The 17,616-nt window shown below is 72.6% G+C and carries 15 protein-coding genes; all 15 read right to left on the bottom strand.

From position 1 onward, the window contains the following. Positions 1 to 18: 18 nt before the first annotated feature. From MFF64_RS22635 to MFF64_RS22570, 15 genes are read right to left on the bottom strand one after another with little or no spacing between them, the layout of a single operon-like run. On the bottom strand, positions 19 to 2,175 hold the full coding sequence (locus MFF64_RS22635; protein ID WP_238192471.1) for a phage tail protein: 2,157 nt from the start codon (positions 2,173 to 2,175) through the stop codon (positions 19 to 21). Further along, complete coding sequence (locus tag MFF64_RS22630; RefSeq protein WP_099901629.1) at positions 2,175 to 3,092, bottom strand: hypothetical protein; 918 nt, start codon at positions 3,090 to 3,092, stop codon at positions 2,175 to 2,177. The genes MFF64_RS22635 and MFF64_RS22630 overlap by 1 nt, the downstream gene beginning before the upstream one ends. Before the next feature lie 2 nt (positions 3,093 to 3,094). Further along, positions 3,095 to 5,740 (bottom strand): hypothetical protein, encoded by a 2,646-nt coding sequence (locus MFF64_RS22625; protein ID WP_238192470.1) that lies wholly within the window; start codon positions 5,738 to 5,740, stop codon positions 3,095 to 3,097. Continuing rightward, positions 5,737 to 7,902 (bottom strand): baseplate J/gp47 family protein, encoded by a 2,166-nt coding sequence (locus MFF64_RS22620; RefSeq protein WP_238192469.1) that lies wholly within the window; start codon positions 7,900 to 7,902, stop codon positions 5,737 to 5,739. The genes MFF64_RS22625 and MFF64_RS22620 overlap by 4 nt, the downstream gene beginning before the upstream one ends. A gap of 1 nt (position 7,903) precedes the next feature. Further along, on the bottom strand, positions 7,904 to 11,350 hold the full coding sequence (locus MFF64_RS22615) for a putative baseplate assembly protein (protein WP_238192468.1): 3,447 nt from the start codon (positions 11,348 to 11,350) through the stop codon (positions 7,904 to 7,906). Position 11,351: 1 nt separating this feature from the next. After that, complete coding sequence (locus MFF64_RS22610; protein WP_238192467.1) at positions 11,352 to 11,798, bottom strand: GPW/gp25 family protein; 447 nt, start codon at positions 11,796 to 11,798, stop codon at positions 11,352 to 11,354. Position 11,799: 1 nt separating this feature from the next. Next, positions 11,800 to 12,081, bottom strand: a complete 282-nt coding sequence (locus MFF64_RS22605) for a PAAR domain-containing protein (RefSeq protein ID WP_238192466.1) — start codon at positions 12,079 to 12,081, stop codon at positions 11,800 to 11,802. Between the two features lie 10 nt (positions 12,082 to 12,091). Beyond that, the gene (locus MFF64_RS22600; protein ID WP_238192465.1) at positions 12,092 to 12,754 is read right to left on the bottom strand and encodes a phage baseplate assembly protein V; all 663 of its coding nucleotides are present in this window, start codon (positions 12,752 to 12,754) and stop codon (positions 12,092 to 12,094) included. A 13-nt stretch (positions 12,755 to 12,767) separates the two neighbouring features. Further along, on the bottom strand, positions 12,768 to 13,988 hold the full coding sequence (locus MFF64_RS22595) for a phage late control D family protein (RefSeq protein ID WP_238192464.1): 1,221 nt from the start codon (positions 13,986 to 13,988) through the stop codon (positions 12,768 to 12,770). Then, the gene (locus tag MFF64_RS22590; RefSeq protein ID WP_238192463.1) at positions 13,988 to 14,641 is read right to left on the bottom strand and encodes a CIS tube protein; all 654 of its coding nucleotides are present in this window, start codon (positions 14,639 to 14,641) and stop codon (positions 13,988 to 13,990) included. The genes MFF64_RS22595 and MFF64_RS22590 overlap by 1 nt, the downstream gene beginning before the upstream one ends. A gap of 2 nt (positions 14,642 to 14,643) precedes the next feature. Further along, positions 14,644 to 15,417 (bottom strand): hypothetical protein, encoded by a 774-nt coding sequence (locus MFF64_RS22585; protein WP_238192462.1) that lies wholly within the window; start codon positions 15,415 to 15,417, stop codon positions 14,644 to 14,646. After that, complete coding sequence (locus MFF64_RS38030; RefSeq protein ID WP_309296460.1) at positions 15,414 to 15,644, bottom strand: DUF6760 family protein; 231 nt, start codon at positions 15,642 to 15,644, stop codon at positions 15,414 to 15,416. The genes MFF64_RS22585 and MFF64_RS38030 overlap by 4 nt, the downstream gene beginning before the upstream one ends. Beyond that, positions 15,557 to 15,949 (bottom strand): hypothetical protein, encoded by a 393-nt coding sequence (locus MFF64_RS22580; RefSeq protein ID WP_238192461.1) that lies wholly within the window; start codon positions 15,947 to 15,949, stop codon positions 15,557 to 15,559. Before MFF64_RS22580 ends, MFF64_RS38030 begins: the two co-directional genes overlap by 88 nt. A gap of 10 nt (positions 15,950 to 15,959) precedes the next feature. Further along, complete coding sequence (locus MFF64_RS22575) at positions 15,960 to 16,403, bottom strand: phage tail protein (RefSeq protein ID WP_238192460.1); 444 nt, start codon at positions 16,401 to 16,403, stop codon at positions 15,960 to 15,962. Between the two features lie 28 nt (positions 16,404 to 16,431). After that, positions 16,432 to 17,607 carry a phage tail sheath family protein gene (locus MFF64_RS22570; RefSeq protein ID WP_238192459.1) on the bottom strand — a complete coding sequence of 392 codons (1,176 nt, stop codon included), beginning with the start codon at positions 17,605 to 17,607 and terminating at the stop codon, positions 16,432 to 16,434. Positions 17,608 to 17,616: the final 9 nt, after the last annotated feature.

Here is a 17,616-nt window from a genome sequence, read left to right as displayed (position 1 = left end):
GCGCCCTCCTGCTCCCATTCACAAGGTCGCCGCCCGTCCGAGCGCGAGGCCCTGGCCGACGCGGCCGCGCGGCGCGCCGCCGAGCGCCGCGGGCGGCGGCGGTCCGCCGAGGACCGTCTCGACGCCGAGCATCGCGAGACCGAGGCGGCCTCCGGTCGCGGCGGAATGAATCTCGAAGCTCACATGCGCCGGGCCCTCCCGCGCCAGCACGGCCCGGATCGCCGCCTCGCGCTCCTCGGTCAGCGCGCCGGGCGGCAGCCGGATCGACACGCGGCTCGCGGTCTCCGCGAATAGCGGCTCGAACACCCTGTCCTCGTCGATGAGATGCGTGTGGTCGAGCGTCGCGGAGACGTCGAGCACGGCGCCGTAGGGCTCGACCGCCGCCAGGTAGGTCGTGAAGCCGAGCCGCGCGTCGTCGCTGTCGATCCATGTCCGCTCACCATCCACGGTGCAGCCACAGGCCCTGTCACACCCGCAGCTCCCGCCGCAGCAGCGACCGGCATCGTCCGGAGAGGCCGCGCCCGGCGCGATCCAGATCCCGGCGCCGGCGCCGTCCTCGATGACAGGCGCGACGCCGCCGATGGCCTCGATGAGGGAGCTTCGCAGCCCGGCCGCCGTGCCCCGCAGGGCGTCGGCGGCGCTCGCTCCGGCGACGGCGCGCCTCAGCTTCGCGACGCTCCAGTCTTCGGCGGGCGCGAGCCCGAGCAGTTCGGCGAGCCAGGGCAGGGCCTCGGGCGGGGCGCCCTCCTCCGCGAACAGCCGGTCGAGCGACGCGATCGCCCCGCTCGCGTCGTCCATGAAGCTCTCGACCAGCGACAGGAAGCGCAGCAGGAAGTCGTCGCGGTTCGTCTCCCGCAGCGACGGCTCCCGGTAGATCCGGGGCAGAAGCGGCAGGTAGCTGAGCTGGTTGTACTCGACGCGCAGCTGCGAGAGCTGCGGTGAGCCGCGCCCGTCGCCGGACAGCACGATCCCGACCCACAGGTTCGGCGCCGGCTCGGCGCCGATGTAGCCGGCCGGAACATTGGGGGCGAGTGCATGCCAGGGAGGGCCGAAGGGCTCGGGCGCGGCCGGATCGACCGGAGGAGCGTCCGTGCCGCGGCTCGTCGCGACGTAGATCCGGAAGGCGGAATGCTCACCGAGCGAGTCGATCTTCGACCTCAGCCGGCTCCAGACCAGCTGCGGCTCGCGGGCGCTCACCGGCCCGGTCCACATCGCGCCGCGGGTCCCGAAGCCGCCGGAGGCTGCGAGGCGGACCGGCGTCCCGCCCGCGCCGAGGACCCAGACGTCACCGTCCGCACAGGCTGAAAGCGCCGATGCCGGTCCGGCATAGCCGGGGACGGTTCCGGCAAAGGCCGGTTCGCCGCCGTCGAGCCGGAAGGCGAGGATGGCGTTGCGCGCGGCGTCGCCGACGTAGAGCAGCCGGCCCGCCGCGCAGATCGCGGTTGAAGCACCCGCCGCGCCGAGGTCGAGCGGTCGGCCGTCGCCGCCGATCGGGGCGCCGGTCTCGTCGAAGGCGAAGACCGCGCGCGCGGCGCCGTCCAGCACCAGCAGCTCGAAGCCGTCCTGTCCGGCGCGGGAGGTGATCGCCCGCGGGTCGCGGACCAGTCCGTCGACGCGCATCCGGCGCCAGAAGGCGCTCCGGACCTGGCCCGTCGGCGAGAACTTCTGGATCCGCGCGTTCGGCGGATCGAGGACGTAGACCGCGCCGCGCGCGTCCGTCTCGACATCGGATGGACCCGACAGCGTCCCTGGCGGCGCGTCGGGGCCTCCGGGCGCGCCGGGCGCGCCGATCGCCTGCACGAGCGAGCCGTCGGAGCGAAGCAGCAGAACCCGGGACAGGCCCGGATCGGCGAGCCAGACGAGCCCTCTCTCCCGCGCCGCGGCGAGGCCTCGCGGCTCGACCAGCTCCGGGCCGGCGCAGGCCGTGTCGTCATCTCCGCAGGGGCCGATCCGGCACAGCGTTCCGGTCGCCGGCGAGCTCCACCACAACGCGCCGCTTCCGCTCTTGAGAACGCCCGCGGGCGCCGGCGCCTCCCCGGCCGGCACCGCCACACCCGGCCCCGCCGCGAGCGGCGTCAGCGTTGCCCGGCCGTCGCCGTCGACCGTCACGTTGCTGAAGCGCCAGCCGAGCCATCGGCCGTCGCGGTTGAGGTGGCGGAAGTCGGCCTGGCCCATCAGTTCTCGACCCCCACCCATTCGATGCGCCATGGCAGCCTGCCGCGGATGCGCCCGAGGACCTCCGCCGCCCCGGCACCGGAGGCCGCGATCAGCATCGTCGGCAGCAGCACCGAGAGCGTGAAGCCCGTCGCATTCGCCTTGGAGACGCTCGGAAAGCCGTCGAGCAGGACGGACACGCCGTCGATGTCGATCCTGCGGTCCCCGGCCACGCTGACGAGATAGTGGGGCGTCCCGCGGAAGCCGGCCGCGCCGGCATCCACCTCGGCGGTCAGTTCGATGCCGAAAGCCGTCGGCGCGGCCGGATACCTCCACGCCTCCACGCCGGTCGAGCCCGCCGCGATGAACGGATAGGCCGAGGGCTTGGCCTCTCTCCGGCGCTCGAGGGAGATCCGGGAGGCGAGCTTGCAGTTCAGCACCTCGACGCGGCCGAGCGCGATCCGCTGCGCGGACAGGAGCTCGCGCAGCAGGTCGCTCGGACGCAGCACGTCAACCCATTGAAGGCTCGGGACCTCGCGCTGCCGGACCGCCTCGGGGCCGCCGCAGAAGCTGCGCCGCGTCTCGGTGGTGTCGAGGTCGTCGCCCGGATAGGCGGCGGCGAGGTCGAAGGCGGCCGCCTTGCCGTCTGCCCCTCCCGCTACCGGCGGCACGGCGATCGTCCGTGTTTCGGTCAGGACGATCTCGCGGCCGAAGGCGTCGACCGCGTAGCCGGGGCCGACGGTCACCTCCCGCGCGCCCTTCTCGCCCGTAACGGCGAAGCCGCTCGCCACTCCGGGCTGATGGAGCGAGCGGTTGTGCAGCCAGCGCAGCTCGCGGCCGCTGGCTTCGAGGTTTTCCAGATCCGAGGCGAGCAGTCGCTGGCTGGAGAAGAAGCGGAGACGCTCGCCCGCGATCGACAGGCCGATGGGGTTCTGCATGCTCAGCCCTCCGGAGCGGTTGCGTGATCGACGTCGCCGCGCTCGACGCCGAGCCACGACACGAACAGGCCGTCGCGCCGCGCCTCGGCGGGGAAGGTGTCGGCGACGCGGGCGTTGTAGTCGAAGCCGAGCCGCACGCTCTCCGGGCGCAACCGGTCGCCCTCGGCGAGGCCGTCGAGTCGGAGCGCGACGAGCCCCAGGTCATGCGTGACCGAGGAGACGAAGGCGGGGGCGAGCCTGGTCTCGCCGGTCCGGGCGTCGACGCCGCTCAGCGTGAGCGCGTCCTCCTTGGCGACGCCCTCGACGTCGGCCAGGCGCAGCACGGGCCGCTGGAGCGACAGGTCCGCGAGCCCGAGCATGTCGCCCGCAACGAGACCGTCGAGCGGATCCCGGAGCGTCAGCGTCCCATCCCGGACGCTTGCGACCGGCCGGTCCTCGGCGCGGGAGACCCAGCGCTCGACGACGCCGACGACGTCGCTCGGCCTCAGGTCGCCGGGATCGTCGACCCCGATTTCGTCGCCGGGGTCGGACGGGGAGGCCTCGAGCGGCGTTAGGACCTCGAGTTCGCAGACCGCGTCGCCGACACCGACTCCGAGCTCGCGGTCGAGCCGGATCGTTCCGTCCGTGACGGACCGGACGGTCGCGCACGTCGTGCTGCCGGCTTCCGCCGCGCTTAGCAGCGCCGTCGGACCGACTACCCCTCCTTCGAGGATGACGTCGCGGCCGTCCGCCGAGACGAAGGAGGCCCGGCCCGCGGCCGGCCGCCTCAGCGAGACGACGACCGCGCCGGGCGCGATCGGGAGGCGCTGGTTCAGCCTCACCCGGTCGCCGACGATCAGCTCGACGGCGCCGAGGTCCTGGCGGGCGTTGCCGACGAGCGCCGCCACCGGCTGTCCGACCGCGAGGCCGACCGTGGAGCCGACCCGCATGGTGACGCCGTCGGCCGCGATCTCGACGACCGAGGTGCGGCCCGCGACCATCATCCGGGCGACCGCGTCGCCTGCGGCGACCCCGTCCAGCGGGCGGGAGAGCGAGAGCACGGTCCCGTTGACGGCCGTGACCAGCGCCCATGCGCCCTTCGCCGTCGCGATCCCGTCGGCGGCGCGGAACGGCGAGGCGTCGTCCACCTCGAGCGTCTCCGCGGCCGGGACGACACGGCGGATCCTGAACTCTCCGCCGGGCAAGCGGAGCCGGGCGCCCACCTCCGGCGTCGCGCTCCCCGCGGCGAGGGTCAGCGTCGCCCCCTCGACCGAGGCCAGCCGCGCGGCCTGCCCGGCCTCCCCGTCCGGGCCGAAGTAGACGACGTCGCCCGCCGCGACAGAGGCGCGCTGGTCGAGGGTCACCGTACCGCCCTCCACGGAGACGACGAGCGCGGCGTCGGCGAGGCGAAAGAGCACCATATTCCGCCGCCAAGCCGTCACGGCCGCCGCGAGCGTGACGGTCGAGCCGGAGACCGAGGCGATCTCGACCGGGGCCGTGGATGGCGGCGGGTCGCCCGGCCGCACGAGGACGTCGCCGGCCGAGAGGTCGGCGCCGTTCGTCAGATCCAGGCTGACGCGGGGGGCGCTGCGCCCCATCGCCCTGGCGAAGCCCGGACGACGGAAGGCGCCCAGCGTCGTCTTCTCCTCGAGCTTCAGCGCCGCCGCGAGCTTGACGCTCGATCCCGAGACCTCCTCCACCCGGATCGCCCTGGCCGCGACGGGAAGCAGCCGCGTCACGGCGTCCGCCCTCGCCAGGAAGCCCGCGCCGCCTGTCGTTCCGATCTCGCGCCGGTCCTCGCCGATCGAGCGGACGCGCGCGAAGGCGGTCGCGACGCGAACGTCGCGGCGGGCAACGCCCCACAGCAGCAGTCGGTAGGTGAAGCCGTCGGCGGTCGCGTCGGCGACGTGTCCGAAGACGGCGAGCGGGCTCTTCTCCGCCTCGGCCGGCCAGCTCGCGCTCGCGAGGTAGACGGGTGCGGCCCCGTCCTCCGGACCACCCGAAAAGCCCGCCGCGCGCGTGTCGATCCTGGTCTGGACCCCGGCGACGACGAGGCGGAGCACGCCGTGGGCGTCGGTGGTCGCGACGGTCCAGCGCTCCCAGTTGGTCGAGATCCGCGAGGTTTCGCCCCGCGCGATGCGCGGCCGCCGCATCCCGCGGCTGCGGAACGGCCGGAAGTCCTCGTCGAGCCGGACGGTCTCGCCGCTCCGCGTGAGCCGGGCGAGGACAGGATCGATCCGCCGGCCGGCGCGTCCGCGCATCCAGACGAGACCGGCGCCCGGCGCCGGCGCGGGCGCCTCGCAGGGCCACGGCGTCTCCGGCCGGCCGCCGGCGTCGCGTGCGTCCGGGGCGGTCAGCGCGAGTTCGACGATCTCCGCCTCCGCGAGGTCGTCCGGAGCTGCGATCGTCGCCGGCGCGGCGAGGATGAGTTCGCGGCCGTAGGCGTCGTAGGCGAGGCCCTTCTGCGCGGTGACGCCGACGCGTCCGTCGGCAGTGGTCCCGAGGCTCGCCTCGAGCCCGAACGCGATTCCGTAGGGCCTGTGGCAGGCGCGATTGTGCCACCAGCGCAACTCGTCCCGGCTCGCGGCGGCGGCGTTGAGGCCGCCGGCCCGCAGCAGGTCGCCCTCGAGATAGCGGACGGATTCGAGGTGTTCGGGACGTCTCGTCATCGCACCGCCTCGATCCGGTGGGCGCCCGGCGCGACGAGCGCGAGCGGGCCGATGCAGGCGTCGCCGCAGGACGGTGCGCCGTCGATGTTGAATTCGAGCGCCAGCACGTGGTCCACGCCGTCGATCGCGTCGAGCAGCGCCATGATCTCGGCCCGGTAGACATCGCGGCCGAGCGGCCAGCCTCCGCCGTCCGGACCGCCGGTCAGCGGATCGAGGAAGCGGTCCAGCGCGGCCGCGGCGCGGGCCCTCAGCGGCTCGATCGCGGCCTGCGGCCGAGCGCGCAGGCGCGCGCGGCAAGCGACCTCGCGGTAATCGGGTCCGATGACGCGCAGGCCGGTCCCGAGCAGCCGGCGCTCGTCGAGGCGCCGGCGCACCGCGCTGAGCAGGCCTGCGCTCGGGCTCGGGCGCGGTCCCGGCCGGTTCGGCACGACGACCACCGTCACCAGGCCGGGCGCCTTGGCGGAGACGAGCGAGGGGTGCAGGTCGGCCCGCGGGATCGCCCGGGCGACGTCGCGTCCGGGCGCGTCGAGCGCCAGCCGTGCGAAATCCGGCGCGGTGATCGCGCGCCCGGTCGTTTCGCGCTCGGACGCGTCTCGCAGGATCGCGTCGGCGAGCAGCTCGCGGCCGCGTCCGGCTTCCAGCGTGGCTGCGACGGCGCTCGCACCGAGCCTCGCCGAGACCGCCGCGACGTCGCCGAGCAGCGCGACGTTGCGCGGGGTCGTGGCGAGCGACAGCGCCGCGCCCTCCGGGATCGCGCCGCTCCCGGCCAGCGACGCGCGCAGGCGTGCGAGGGCCCAGGCGCCGTCCGGCAGGACGCGGCCCTCGGCGCCGTCGCCGAAGCGGGCCCGGCCGTCGGAGGCTTCCGTCCAGTCGGCGTCCGCAGGACCCGAACCGAAGAAGTCGGGGCGCGGGCGCCAGCCCCGCCAGCCGCCGTCTTCGAGGGACCAGACGGACGCCCCGAGCGCGACGGCAGGGTCGGGGACGAGGCGGAATTCCTGCCAGGGTGCGCCGTCGCCCATGCGCAGCGGCGCGATGTCGAGCGTGACGCGCCCCGGTTCCCGGCCGGGCGCGACATAGTCCAGGACGGCGATCGCGACGGGGCCCTCGGCATCGAAGTCGAGCCGCACGATCGCACCGAACGGGTCGAGCGCCAGCGCGAGCCGCCGCCTTTCGCCGCTCGCGGGCGGCGCGCCGGCCACCTCCGCGCCCGGCGCGATCCGGAACGTGTGCCAGATCGATCGCGACTGCTCCGCCTCGACCGCGTCGGGCACGAGCGCGAGCGCAGTGCGCGGACTGTCCCACTCCCCGCCGGCGGCCGTGAGGCGCAGCGTGACGCGTTCGGACCCCGTCTCCTCGGTCGCGCGCAGCAGGATGGCTCCGTCCTGCGACAGGCCGCGGGTGCCGTCGAAGATCTCGACCATCCGCCAGTCGCCGTTCCTGCCGAGCGCCTCGCAGCGAAGGGACGGGGCGTCGTCGCAGCCGCAGACCCTTCCGCCGCGCGGCCGGCGCGGGCGCGCCCCGCAGGGGTCGGGCGGCGGCGCGCAGGCGGCGCGGCGGCGGAGGCGGTCCTCGATCGCCCGGCGGCGCTCGTCGCGGGAGGATCTGCGCGACAGGAGCCGGACGTAGAGCGCGATCCGGTCACCCGGCCGGGCCCGGCTCTCCAGCGCGATCGTAACGGCGTCGCCGACGGCCGGGGCGGCGTCGAACAGCGGCAGCCGCTCGCCGCGCCCGAGCGCGCCGGCCAGATCGGTCAGGACGCCGCCGGCCGAGCGCCTCAGCGAGACGATCCGGGTCCCGGCAACGGTCAGGCCCTGCGTCAACCGGACGGGGACGCCCCCGGCCGACGCCTCGGTCGTCCGCGGGAGGGCGACGGGATCGGCCCCCTCGGCCAGCGAGAACGCCGCGACGACGCGCGCGGAACGCGGCGGCAGGGGCGCGAGCCCGGCGAGGCCGAGCATGCGCCGTTTCCGCGGCTCGGGGACGCGATTGACGCGGTAGATCTGGCGTTCCGTGACGAAGGCGAACAGCTCGATCAGCGTGACGCCGGGATCGTGCGCGTTGTGGTCGGTCCAGTCCGGCGCGTGGACCGGCACGAGTGCGACGGCATCCTGGACGAGGTCGTCCCAGCGCCGGTCGTCGAGATCGGGGAGCGCGTTCGGCATCTCAAACCTCCCGCGCTTCGAGCGTGAAGGAGATCTCGCCCGCAGCGACGATCCGGCCCGCCGCGACGGCGGCGGCCCCGCCCTGCGGGATGCCGGCCACCGTCAGCGCGACGTCGCGGGCGTGGTCGAGCCCCGGTACGCGCTCCAGGACGGCGGCGACGTCGGAGAGATGGACGCCGCGGCCGAGGTCCCAGCCCTGTCCGTCCGGGCCACCGGTGAGCGGATGGAGGAAGGCGGCGAGTGCGGCGCGCGCCGCCTTCTCGACGTCGCCGGCCTCGGAGAACAGCCAGGGGACCAGCGTCGCGGCGACGCCGATCGGCGTGTAGTCGGGACCGGTCACGGTCAGCGCCTCCGGATCGCCGAGCGTCGCGGAGGCGCGGCTCGCCACGTAGTCGCGCACACGCTGGCGCAGGCCCCGGGTCGGGAACGGCCGGGCCTCCGCGCTCGCGGGGACGATCACGACGGTCACGCGGCCGGCCTGGCTGCGCCCGTTGGCGCCGCGCAGCGGCAGCACGCGGGCGAGGGCGACGGCGGCGGAGGCCTCCAGCGCCAGCGCCTCGATGTCGCGCGCCGTCACCGCCCGGCCGCGATGGGCGAGCGCCATCGGACCACGCCGGCGGAAGGCTGCGGGGGATTCGCCGTCCGAGCCGCCTTCGGACGGCTTCACGTTGTAGACCTCCTCGGCGCCAGCGACCGCGCCGATCAACTGGGAGATCGCCCTGGCCGGCAGGTTGCCCCGCGAGCCGCCGCCGGTCTGGAGCCGCCGCGCCAGGATCGCCGCGCCCACGGGTGGCGTGCGGCCCCGATGGCCATCGCCGAAGAACAGCCGGCCCCGGAGCCGATCGAGCGCATAGACGCGGTCCGAGGGGCCGGCCGCGAGCAGGCTCGCGACGCCCGTCCATCGGACCCAGACCTCGACCGGTTGCTGCTTGGCGTCGCGCCGGAGCCGGAGCGGACCGTAGACGACGTCCGGGTCGGGCGAGGCGCGGTTCAGCGCGTCGCCAATCGCCGCGATCGCGAGGTCGTCGATGCCCGCCAGCTGGCGCGCGATCAGCCGCCAGTCGGTGCGCGCTCGCGGTCCGAGGCTCTCGCGCACCTCGATCCATTCGTCGGCGAGCACGGGGACCTGCGCGATCGTGAAGCGCTGGCCCGGCGTGCCGTCGCTCGATCCGATCGCGACGTCCCGCAGGGTGCGGCGCTCGCTCGCCCAGACCGCGTTCGGTGCGATCGCCGCGAGGTTCGGCGCACCCGGCGCCTCGCTGCGCCGCAGGCGAGCGCGGACCCAGTGCAGAGGCGCGCCGAAGCGCGGCGTCGCGACGGAGCGCTCGGCGCCCAGCAGCGAGACGATGCCGGGCGCGCGCAGGCTCCCGGTCTCGTCCTGCGCCGACAGGCGGCGCCACCCGCCACCGTCGAAGCACTCCCATTCGAGCGAGGGGCCGACCGGGTCGAGCCGGTCCTCCTCGAGGTCGAGGAACAGCGAGAGCACGTCGGCAGGCGGCCTCGCGTCGAGGCCGACATAGAGCGTGGGCGCCGCGTCCCCGCTCGGCGTGAAGGGCTCGTAGCTCCGGCCCGGCCAGGTCGTCTCCTCCGTCCGGTCGGCGAAGGCGAAGTCGTTCTCGGTCAGCACCCGCTCGGGACGGAACGGACCGTGCTGCCAGACATAACCCATGGCGACAGCCGCCAGCGCCGGCGGCTGCGTCACGGTCACCGTCATCTCGTTGCTCTGCTCGTGGACGCCGAGCCACACGATCGTCTGCCTGTAGCCGTAGCCGCCGCTGACGATCCGCACGCGCATCCAGCGCGCCACGACGTCGTTCAGGCTGACCGGCTCCATGTCGTCGGGCACGACGATGTCGACGATCTCGGAGCGGGCGAAGTCGAGCGTCTGGCCGACCTGCGCGCCGGCGACGCCGAGCGGCGCCCATGCCCGGCCGTTCCAGTATTCCCAGGCGAGCCGATGCGGCATGGCGCTCGCGCCGGAGGGCGGAGCGACGTCCTGGGGGCCCTTGGTGCGGGGCAGGTAGATCCGCATTTCGGCGCCGGGCTTCGAGAAGATCTCGGCGCTCGTGAAGGCGAAGGTCGAGCCGGGCTGCGGCTGCGCGCCGAACGGCAGGAACGGCTTCGAGAGATCGATCGCGGTCCCGTCGGCGAAGGCCTTGTCGGGCGTCGCGCCCTTCAGCAAAATTGTCAGCACGGATCGCGCATAGGCGTCAGGCAGCGGGCTCGGCAGCGGGATCTCGGCGACCACGTCCGAGAAGGTGACGCGCAGATGGCCGCCCGCCTGCACGGCGTCCGCCAGGCCGAGCTGGAAGAAGCCGTCGTCGCCGGTCGGCTGGGAGATCGCGACGGCGGCGTCCGCGTCGGCGCGGTGAAGCGAGACGACCGCCCCGCGGAGAGCCTCGTCGGCCTCGTTGACGACGCGACCGCTCATGCCGGAGATCGAGCCCGTCGCGGCGAGCAGGACGCCCCCCCCTTCGATCCGGCCGGCCATCGGCCTGATGTCGAGCTGCGCGTCGAACCTGCGTACGGAGACCGCGCTGATGCGGACGGTCTCGATCGCCGGCAGCTCGGTCGAGCGGTCGATCGAGGCGGCGAGGTCCGGATCGGGCAGCAGGGGCTCGGCGAGGCTGCCGCGGATCCAGAACCCGGAGAGGCCGTCGACCGCATTCTCGACCGACTGGGCGCAGGCTGCCCTCAACCGGACGACGCCCGTCCGGCGCAGCCCGTCGGTGCCGTCGACGCTGTGGTCGTCGGATCGGGCGTCCTCCCCGACGTCCCTCGTCCCGTCCGGGAAGTCGAGGAAGCCGCGCCACACCTCGCCGTCCCAGTAGCGCCAGTCGATCCCGAGCTTCTCCGCGCTCGGCCGTGCGAGGCGGATCTCGACCGCGAGGTCGACGGCGCCGGACAGCGCGAGCAGGGTCCGGTGCGCGATGTAGATCCGGTGGGGGATCGGCTGGAGCAGATCGCGCGCGAACAGCCGCGCCGGCCGTCCCGCCGCGAGCTCGCCGGTGTGGTCAATATACTGGTCGCGCTCCGGCCACAGGCTCGCGACCTGCGCCACGCGCGCGGCCGTGAGGCCGACCGCCTGCTCGGTCTCGAACACGATCGGGCTCGACTGGCCGGGCGGCGGGGGCGCGGAGACGGGCGTGCCCGCCGGCGCCGTTCCGGAGACCGCGTCCTTCGACAGGCGGATGATCATCGGCGCGCGCGCCGATTGCGGCGGCGCGGGGCCGAGGCCGGCGAGGTCGAGCAGGGCGAACGCGTTCTTCTCCGGCGCCTGCTCCAGTCGCGCGGCGACGGCGCGCAGGTAATGCGCGAGGATCGCCGTCATGGCGCGGCCCGGTCCCAGCTCGCCGGGAGTCCAGCCTGGAACGTAGCCGGCCGCGCGCGCGGCGAACTCCTGCTCGAAGGCGTGCTCGTCCGGGACGGAGGCGGGCCAGATGGTCATGCTAGCGGCCCTCGTCCAGGTAGAAGGGGAAGACCAGGTTGCGGACCGCGTTGGTCGCCCGCACGCGATACTCGATCGAGACGAGCAGCGCCGCACCGGCCGGGACCGGCCGGAAACCGTCGGGCACGGCCGCTTCCGGCGTCTGCCCGGTCATCGGCGCGACCAGGACTTGCTCGACGATGATGCGCGCCTCCCAATCGACCAGCGCCTCGAGCACCCGCGTGCGCAGCCGCTCGGCGAGTCCGATGCCGATCGGCTCGAACAGGAAGGAGGAGAGGCCGGCGCCGAAGTCGGGCCGCATCACGCGCTCCTCCCGGTCGGTGCCGAGGATGATCAGCACCGCCTGGCGGATGTCCTCCTCGTACGCCGCCATGGCGACGTCGCGCCCGGCGACGGCCGGGGGGAAGGCCCATCCGCGTCCGAGGAAGGCGCGCGCCGGATCGGGCATCTCAGCCGCCTATCTCGACGAGCGGCATGCCGGCGAGGATCGGCGAGCCGCAGCCGGACACGTCGCCGACCCGCGCGGCACCCCGCCCGCCGATCAGCACCGTCAGGCTGCCCTTGGCGATCGGGCTCGGCGGATGCGGCCCCGCCGGCGGCGGCATGGTGCAGCCATGCAGGTCGCCCTGGACGGCGGCCGGCAGGCCGCCGATCAGGACCGTCAGGACGCCGGGCCCCACGATGGCACCGGGATGGCCGGTCGGATCCCCGACGCGCGCAGCGAACGGCATGCCGGCCTCCTCAATTCAGCTTGATGGGAAGGCCGGTGACCGTGCACGGCCCGGCCGACGTGACGGACACACTGCCCGCCTTGATCGCGACCGACGCACCGGTCAGCGAGATCTCGGTCGCCTTGAGGTCGATGCTGTTGACGGCCTGGATCGAGATCGACTGGGTCGTGTTGTCGAGCGAGATCTTGAGCGTCCCGGCGAGGTTGCTCAACGTGATGGCGAGGGGGTCGAGCGTGAGCTTCTGCATCGTCGAGGTGGTGATCGAGACCGACTGCAGGGCGTCGTCGAACTCGATCTCGTGGCCGATCCCGGCGGCGACGCCGGTCTTGATCACGCGCTTGGTCGGCGCCTCGACCGGCACGAGCGAGGGCGGCCGGGACAGCGTACTCCAGAGCCCGCCGAGCACGTAGGCCGAGTTCGGATCGTTCTGCGCGAAGGCGACGAGCACCTCGTCGTGCAGCTGCGGCACCCAGTAGAATCCGCGGCCGGAGCCCCCGCCGACGCTCGACAGCCGCGCCCACGGATCAATGCCCGGCGCGGACGCGATATGTACCTGCACGCGGCCCTCGGCGATCATGTCGACGTTGTTCGTGACGACACCCGGCGCGATCGCGAACTCGTCCGGAAGCGGTCCGTCCGCGACGCCCGCGAGCTGCCTGACCGACTGGCTCATGACGCGACCTCCTTCAGCGTGCGAACTGGCCGGTGAGCGGCCGGTAGTTTGGAGCGGAGAAAGGCAAGGGCACCGAGCCGAACCAGACCTCCTTGCGGGCCTCGAAGGAGGTGCGGTAGCCGCTGGAATCGAAGGTGTGGCTCGCTGAGGTGATGCGATAGAGCCCGCCGAACTGGCCGCCGAGGTTGCCGAGCCGGCACACCTTGGCGGACTTGATCCGCGGGTTGCCGATCGCGCTGCCGCGGCCGGTCTGCCGGCCGTTGAGGCGCGGCAGCAGCTCGCCGAGTATCTTGCGCGGGGCGGTGGCGTAGCCGGTCGGCTTGACGGTGAGGGTCTTCTTGGCGTTCGCCGGACCGATCAGGTCGTCGATCTTGCCGACCAGGTTCGGGTAGATCTGGACATCGAGCGAGGCGCGGTCGTAGTCCCAGGAGACGATGATCACGAACTCGACGCCGATGCTGTCGACCCAGACGCGCGCGCTGACCCCGAAGATGTCGCCGACGGTCGTCAGCCGCGGCGTGAACTCGATCAGCGAGGATCCCCAGTCGAGCTCGACGCTCGCCGAATAGTCCTGCAGCAGGAACTGGAAGCGCAGCACGCGGCCCTTGGGCTCGGCCGAATGATCGATGAAGATCTCCCAACCGTTCTCCCTCGATACGCGCTTCAGAAAGTCGAAGTCGCTCTCCGATGTCTGCAGCCTGACCGATTTCTGAGCGAATTGCGGGAAGCTGAGGAACGTCGCGAGCGACACCAGCGTCGAGAGCGCCCCGCCGATCGGGTCGATGTCGGGGATCAGCGCGTTGGTCCCGCTGACGATGGCGGCAACCAGCGGGTCCGGCAGCGGGAAGTTGCCGATGCTCGGAATGCTGACCCTGAAGCCGCGGTCCTTGGTCCCTTGCGTCAGCCGCTGCAGGAAGTCGTGCGCGGTGACGGTGATCATCGGCATGCCGCCGGACGGGAAGCTCGGGGCGACGCCGGTGATCTCGCCGGTGAAGACCTCCTCCAGAGTCTCGCCCGCATAGCCGATGGCGAGCGACAGGGGCTGGTCGACGGCGAGCAGCGGATGGTCGAGCCAGGTGAGGGAGGGATTGGCGATCGTGATCTCGACCCTGTCGGCGCCGTCGATGCCGTCCTCGTAGGTGAGGCTGGCGATGCAGCCGCGCAGGGCCGCCGGGATCGGCGCGTCGTCGATCCTGAGCGCGTATTCCGGGGCGTATCGGGGATAGGCGCCCATCAAGTGACGAGCTCCCCGGTCTCGGCGTCGACGTAGGGGATGGCGGGGACGACGAGGGCGCGGCCGGCCCGGAGGTCGAAGGGATCGTCCATGCCGTTGGCCACGGCCAGCACCCGCCACAGGCGCGGATCGCCGTATTTCCGGCCGGCGATCGCGCTCAGCGTCTCGCCCTGCGCCACCGTGTGAAGCTTGGTGTAGTCGGCGGTCTGGCGGCTGACCTCCTTGGCTTCGCGCTCGGGATCGATGAATTCCTGGAAGCTCGTCGTGACGCGCGCCCGGACCGGCCGCCCGTCGGCGAGGAACAGGATGAAGCGCTGGTTGGCGCGGGTCAGCACGCAGCGGAACTGCAGCGATGCCCACTCGACCCTCAGGATCGGCGGGGCGTGCAGCTCCGGGTCGATCCGCATCAGCTTGAGCAGCTTCTCGGTTTCCTGCCGCACGTCCCTCTGCTGCTCGTAGGTATCGAACAGCAATTCCACGTCGAGCGTGCGCGAACCTCCGTGCGCGAATTGGATGACCGGACCGCTGAGGCCGGGAATGCTCTGCGACGCGAAAGTGTTGTCCTGATTGACCGCGTATTCCTCCGGATTGAACATCACGGAAACCACGGCGCCCGAATGCTCGGTGGTGATGGTCGCCTTGACGAGCGCCATAGCTACCTCCGCCCCATCCGCTCGCGCATCGCGACGACGCGATGGTCGAGGGTCCGCAGGACCTCGTCGGCGATCCGCCGCGGATCGACCGGCGGCATCGGCGCGACGCTCTCGGCGGCGGATCGCAGCGCCTCCTGCCGGGCCCCGCCCGCGAGCTTGTCGACCGCCGCCTCGAGCCGCCCGATCGCCGCCGCGAGCGGCTGGGCGTCCGGCCGCGCCATCGCGCGCGGCAGCGCCGCGACGGCGAAATCGCGGCGCCCGCCGGCGGAAGGTGCGTCACGGTGCACGGCACGGGCGTCGGGCGGGGCCGCAGGATGGCCCCCCGGCGCGGGAGCACCGACCGTTCGCGTCCGGAACACGGTCTCACGGACGGTGCTGAGGCGCATCTCGCGCGCGACGGGCGGAGTCCGGAATGCATCGGACCGCGCGAGCAGCGCGCGGCGCGGCGCTTCCAGAGCACGCGACGACGCGGCGCGCTCACGGATCGTCGCGGCCACCGCTGCGATGCGGGCGGGCGGCACCGTCTCTGCGGCCGGGCGTGCCGCCTCCCGCAGAATGCCCGCGATGGTCAGCGACAGGTCGAAGCGCGGCGCGACGCTGAGCGTCGACCGGAGGTGCAGGATCAGCGACGAGCGCCGCGCTGCGTGATGCGTCATGGGGGCGGCCGAGGCCCGCGCTCGGGCGAGGGCGTGGCGTCCGGCCAGACGGGCGGCGAAGCCGCCATGCCGGCTCGCGATCTTTCCGCCGATGTCGTCGCGCAATTCCAGCCGCGTCATGTCAGCTCCAGGCTCGCTTTCGCCTCGGCGATGGATTGTTCGTTCATGCGGGAGACTTCGCTCACCCACTTCCGCCGCTCGGCGTGTTCCAGCGCCACGAGCTGATCGAGCGGCCAGTGGAAATGGTAGGCCAGGAAGGCTACCTCCTCGTAGAGCTGGTCGAGAGGGTAGCCGAGGATCCCCCCGCGGCGTGTTCCGTCGCGAAGACGTGGCTGCAGTTCGGACACATCTGCCCGCTGTGTGCATCGACGTCGTTGAGCTTGTTGTAGAGGGTCTGCAGGTAGGCCATGTCAGCCGCGTAGAGGCCTTCGATCACCTTCGGGGTGATCTGCGGCACCGAACCAAGGCGCGAGACGACGCGCGAGAGGACGATGACCGAGAGATAGGCCGGATTGCCCTGAACGCGGGAATCCTTCAGCGGCAGGATCTCGTCCGCCGCGGTCGCGAGGCGCATCACCCCATCCCGGTGCAGCGAGCCCTCCCCGTCCTGAAACCCGATCGGGAGCGTGAAGTCGTATTCTGTCTGCAGCATCGCGGCCTCCTCACGCCTTCTCGATCCGCTCGTAGGCGATCTCGAGAGATTCGATCGAAAGCTCATTGCCTTTGGCGTTGTAGGACGCGGCCGTGTACTTGACCGGGAAGGCGCTGAAGAGATTCCAGCGAAGCGTCTCCTTGCCCGCCATGTCGAGCTGGACGATCGAAATGTTCTTGCGGATCTTCTCGGTGCGCCCGGTCATGACGTCCTCGAACCAGTTGAACAGCTGCTTGTCGTCGGTGAATCCGCGCTTGAGCGACAGGTTCGAATGCTTGGTCATCCCCGGGAACTTGCGGGGACCGAGGATGTCTCCGCCCTCGCGGTACTCGATCATGTCGATGGTGGCATCGATGCCGCCCACCTCCTGGAAGCGGGCGTTGTCGATCCCGTCGATCTCGACCATGAACTGGAAGGCCCTGAAATAGATCGGCTGCTGGCCGGGCTGTGGCATGGCGGCGGCTCCTTGCTCGGGATCAGGATCAGGCAGCGGCTGCGTTCTGCATGATCAGGCCGATCCTCACGATGATGAACTCGGCCGGATAGACGGCCCTGAGGCCGATCTCGATCGTGAGCTTGCCGAGCGCGCGGTCCTCGTCCCGGTTGAAGAGATCCGGGAAGCGCACGTAGTAGGCCTCGTCCGGCGTCGCGCCGAAGAGCGCCCCGTCGCGCCAGACCCCGTCGAGAAACCCACGCACCGAGCGCGTGATCGTCTGGCGCAGGGCGAGGTTGTTCGGCTCGAACACCGCGAAGCGCAGGCCGTCCTCGAGCGACTCCTCGACGTAGTTCACCAGCCTGCGGACATTGATGTAGCGGAAGGTCTTGTCCGCCGCGTCGGCGGCCTGCAGCGTGCGCGCGCCCCAGAGCGTGGCCTGCCCGGCGAACATGCGGATGAGGTTCACGCCGTCGGCGTTCAGCGTGTTCTGTTCCGCATTGCCGAGCGGGTGCTCGACGCCGAGCGCGCCGAGGATGCGTTCGTTCGCCGGGGCCTTGTGGACGCCGCGCGCCGCGTCGACGCGCGCATAGACGCCCGCGATATGTCCGGTGGGCGAGGCGAAGATGGGATTGGCGACGCTGTCCTTCGGATCGTTGGCGAGCCTCGGCGTCACCTGGATCCTCGGATAGTAGAACGCCGCGTAGTCGGAGGCCGGAGGACGGTTGGAGCCGCCCGCCTTGAGCTTTGCGAGGTCGTCGACCTTGGCGGGCGGGTCGAGAAGGGCGAAGCGGTCGCCGGTCCGGAAGGCTTGGTCCTCGAGGGCGGCGTAGACGTCCGGATGGACGTGGCCGGGAGCAGCGATGATCGCGACCTCGTCGATCGGCTCCAGCAGCTTGATCCCGGCGACGACGTCGCCCTGGGCCTCGGAATCGACGTTGACGACGTAGCAGGTCGTCCCGCCGTTCTCGAAGAAGCCGAACACCGCCCGGGAGAGCGAGGTGCTGTCGGCGGCCGGCGGGTCGGCGGGTTTCGTGCCGGTGATGTAGTCGGCCTCGAACTGGTCGGCGCTCGTGACAAGCCGCGCGACCTTCAGGAAGCGGCCGGTCATCGGCGACTTGCCGACGAAGCCCGCGGTGCTGGTGCCGACGCCGGCGATGGGCGGCGCGCCGAGCCGGACCTCGAGGATCTGGACGCCGGGCGTGTTGGGATAGCTGGTCGCCATGGTCGCTTC

The organism is Methylobacterium frigidaeris (assembly GCF_022179185.1).
Classification (GTDB): Bacteria; Pseudomonadota; Alphaproteobacteria; order Rhizobiales; family Beijerinckiaceae; genus Methylobacterium; species Methylobacterium frigidaeris.
The sequence above is the reverse complement of the archived record's forward strand: the minus strand, read 5'-3'. Positions and strand labels throughout refer to the sequence as shown.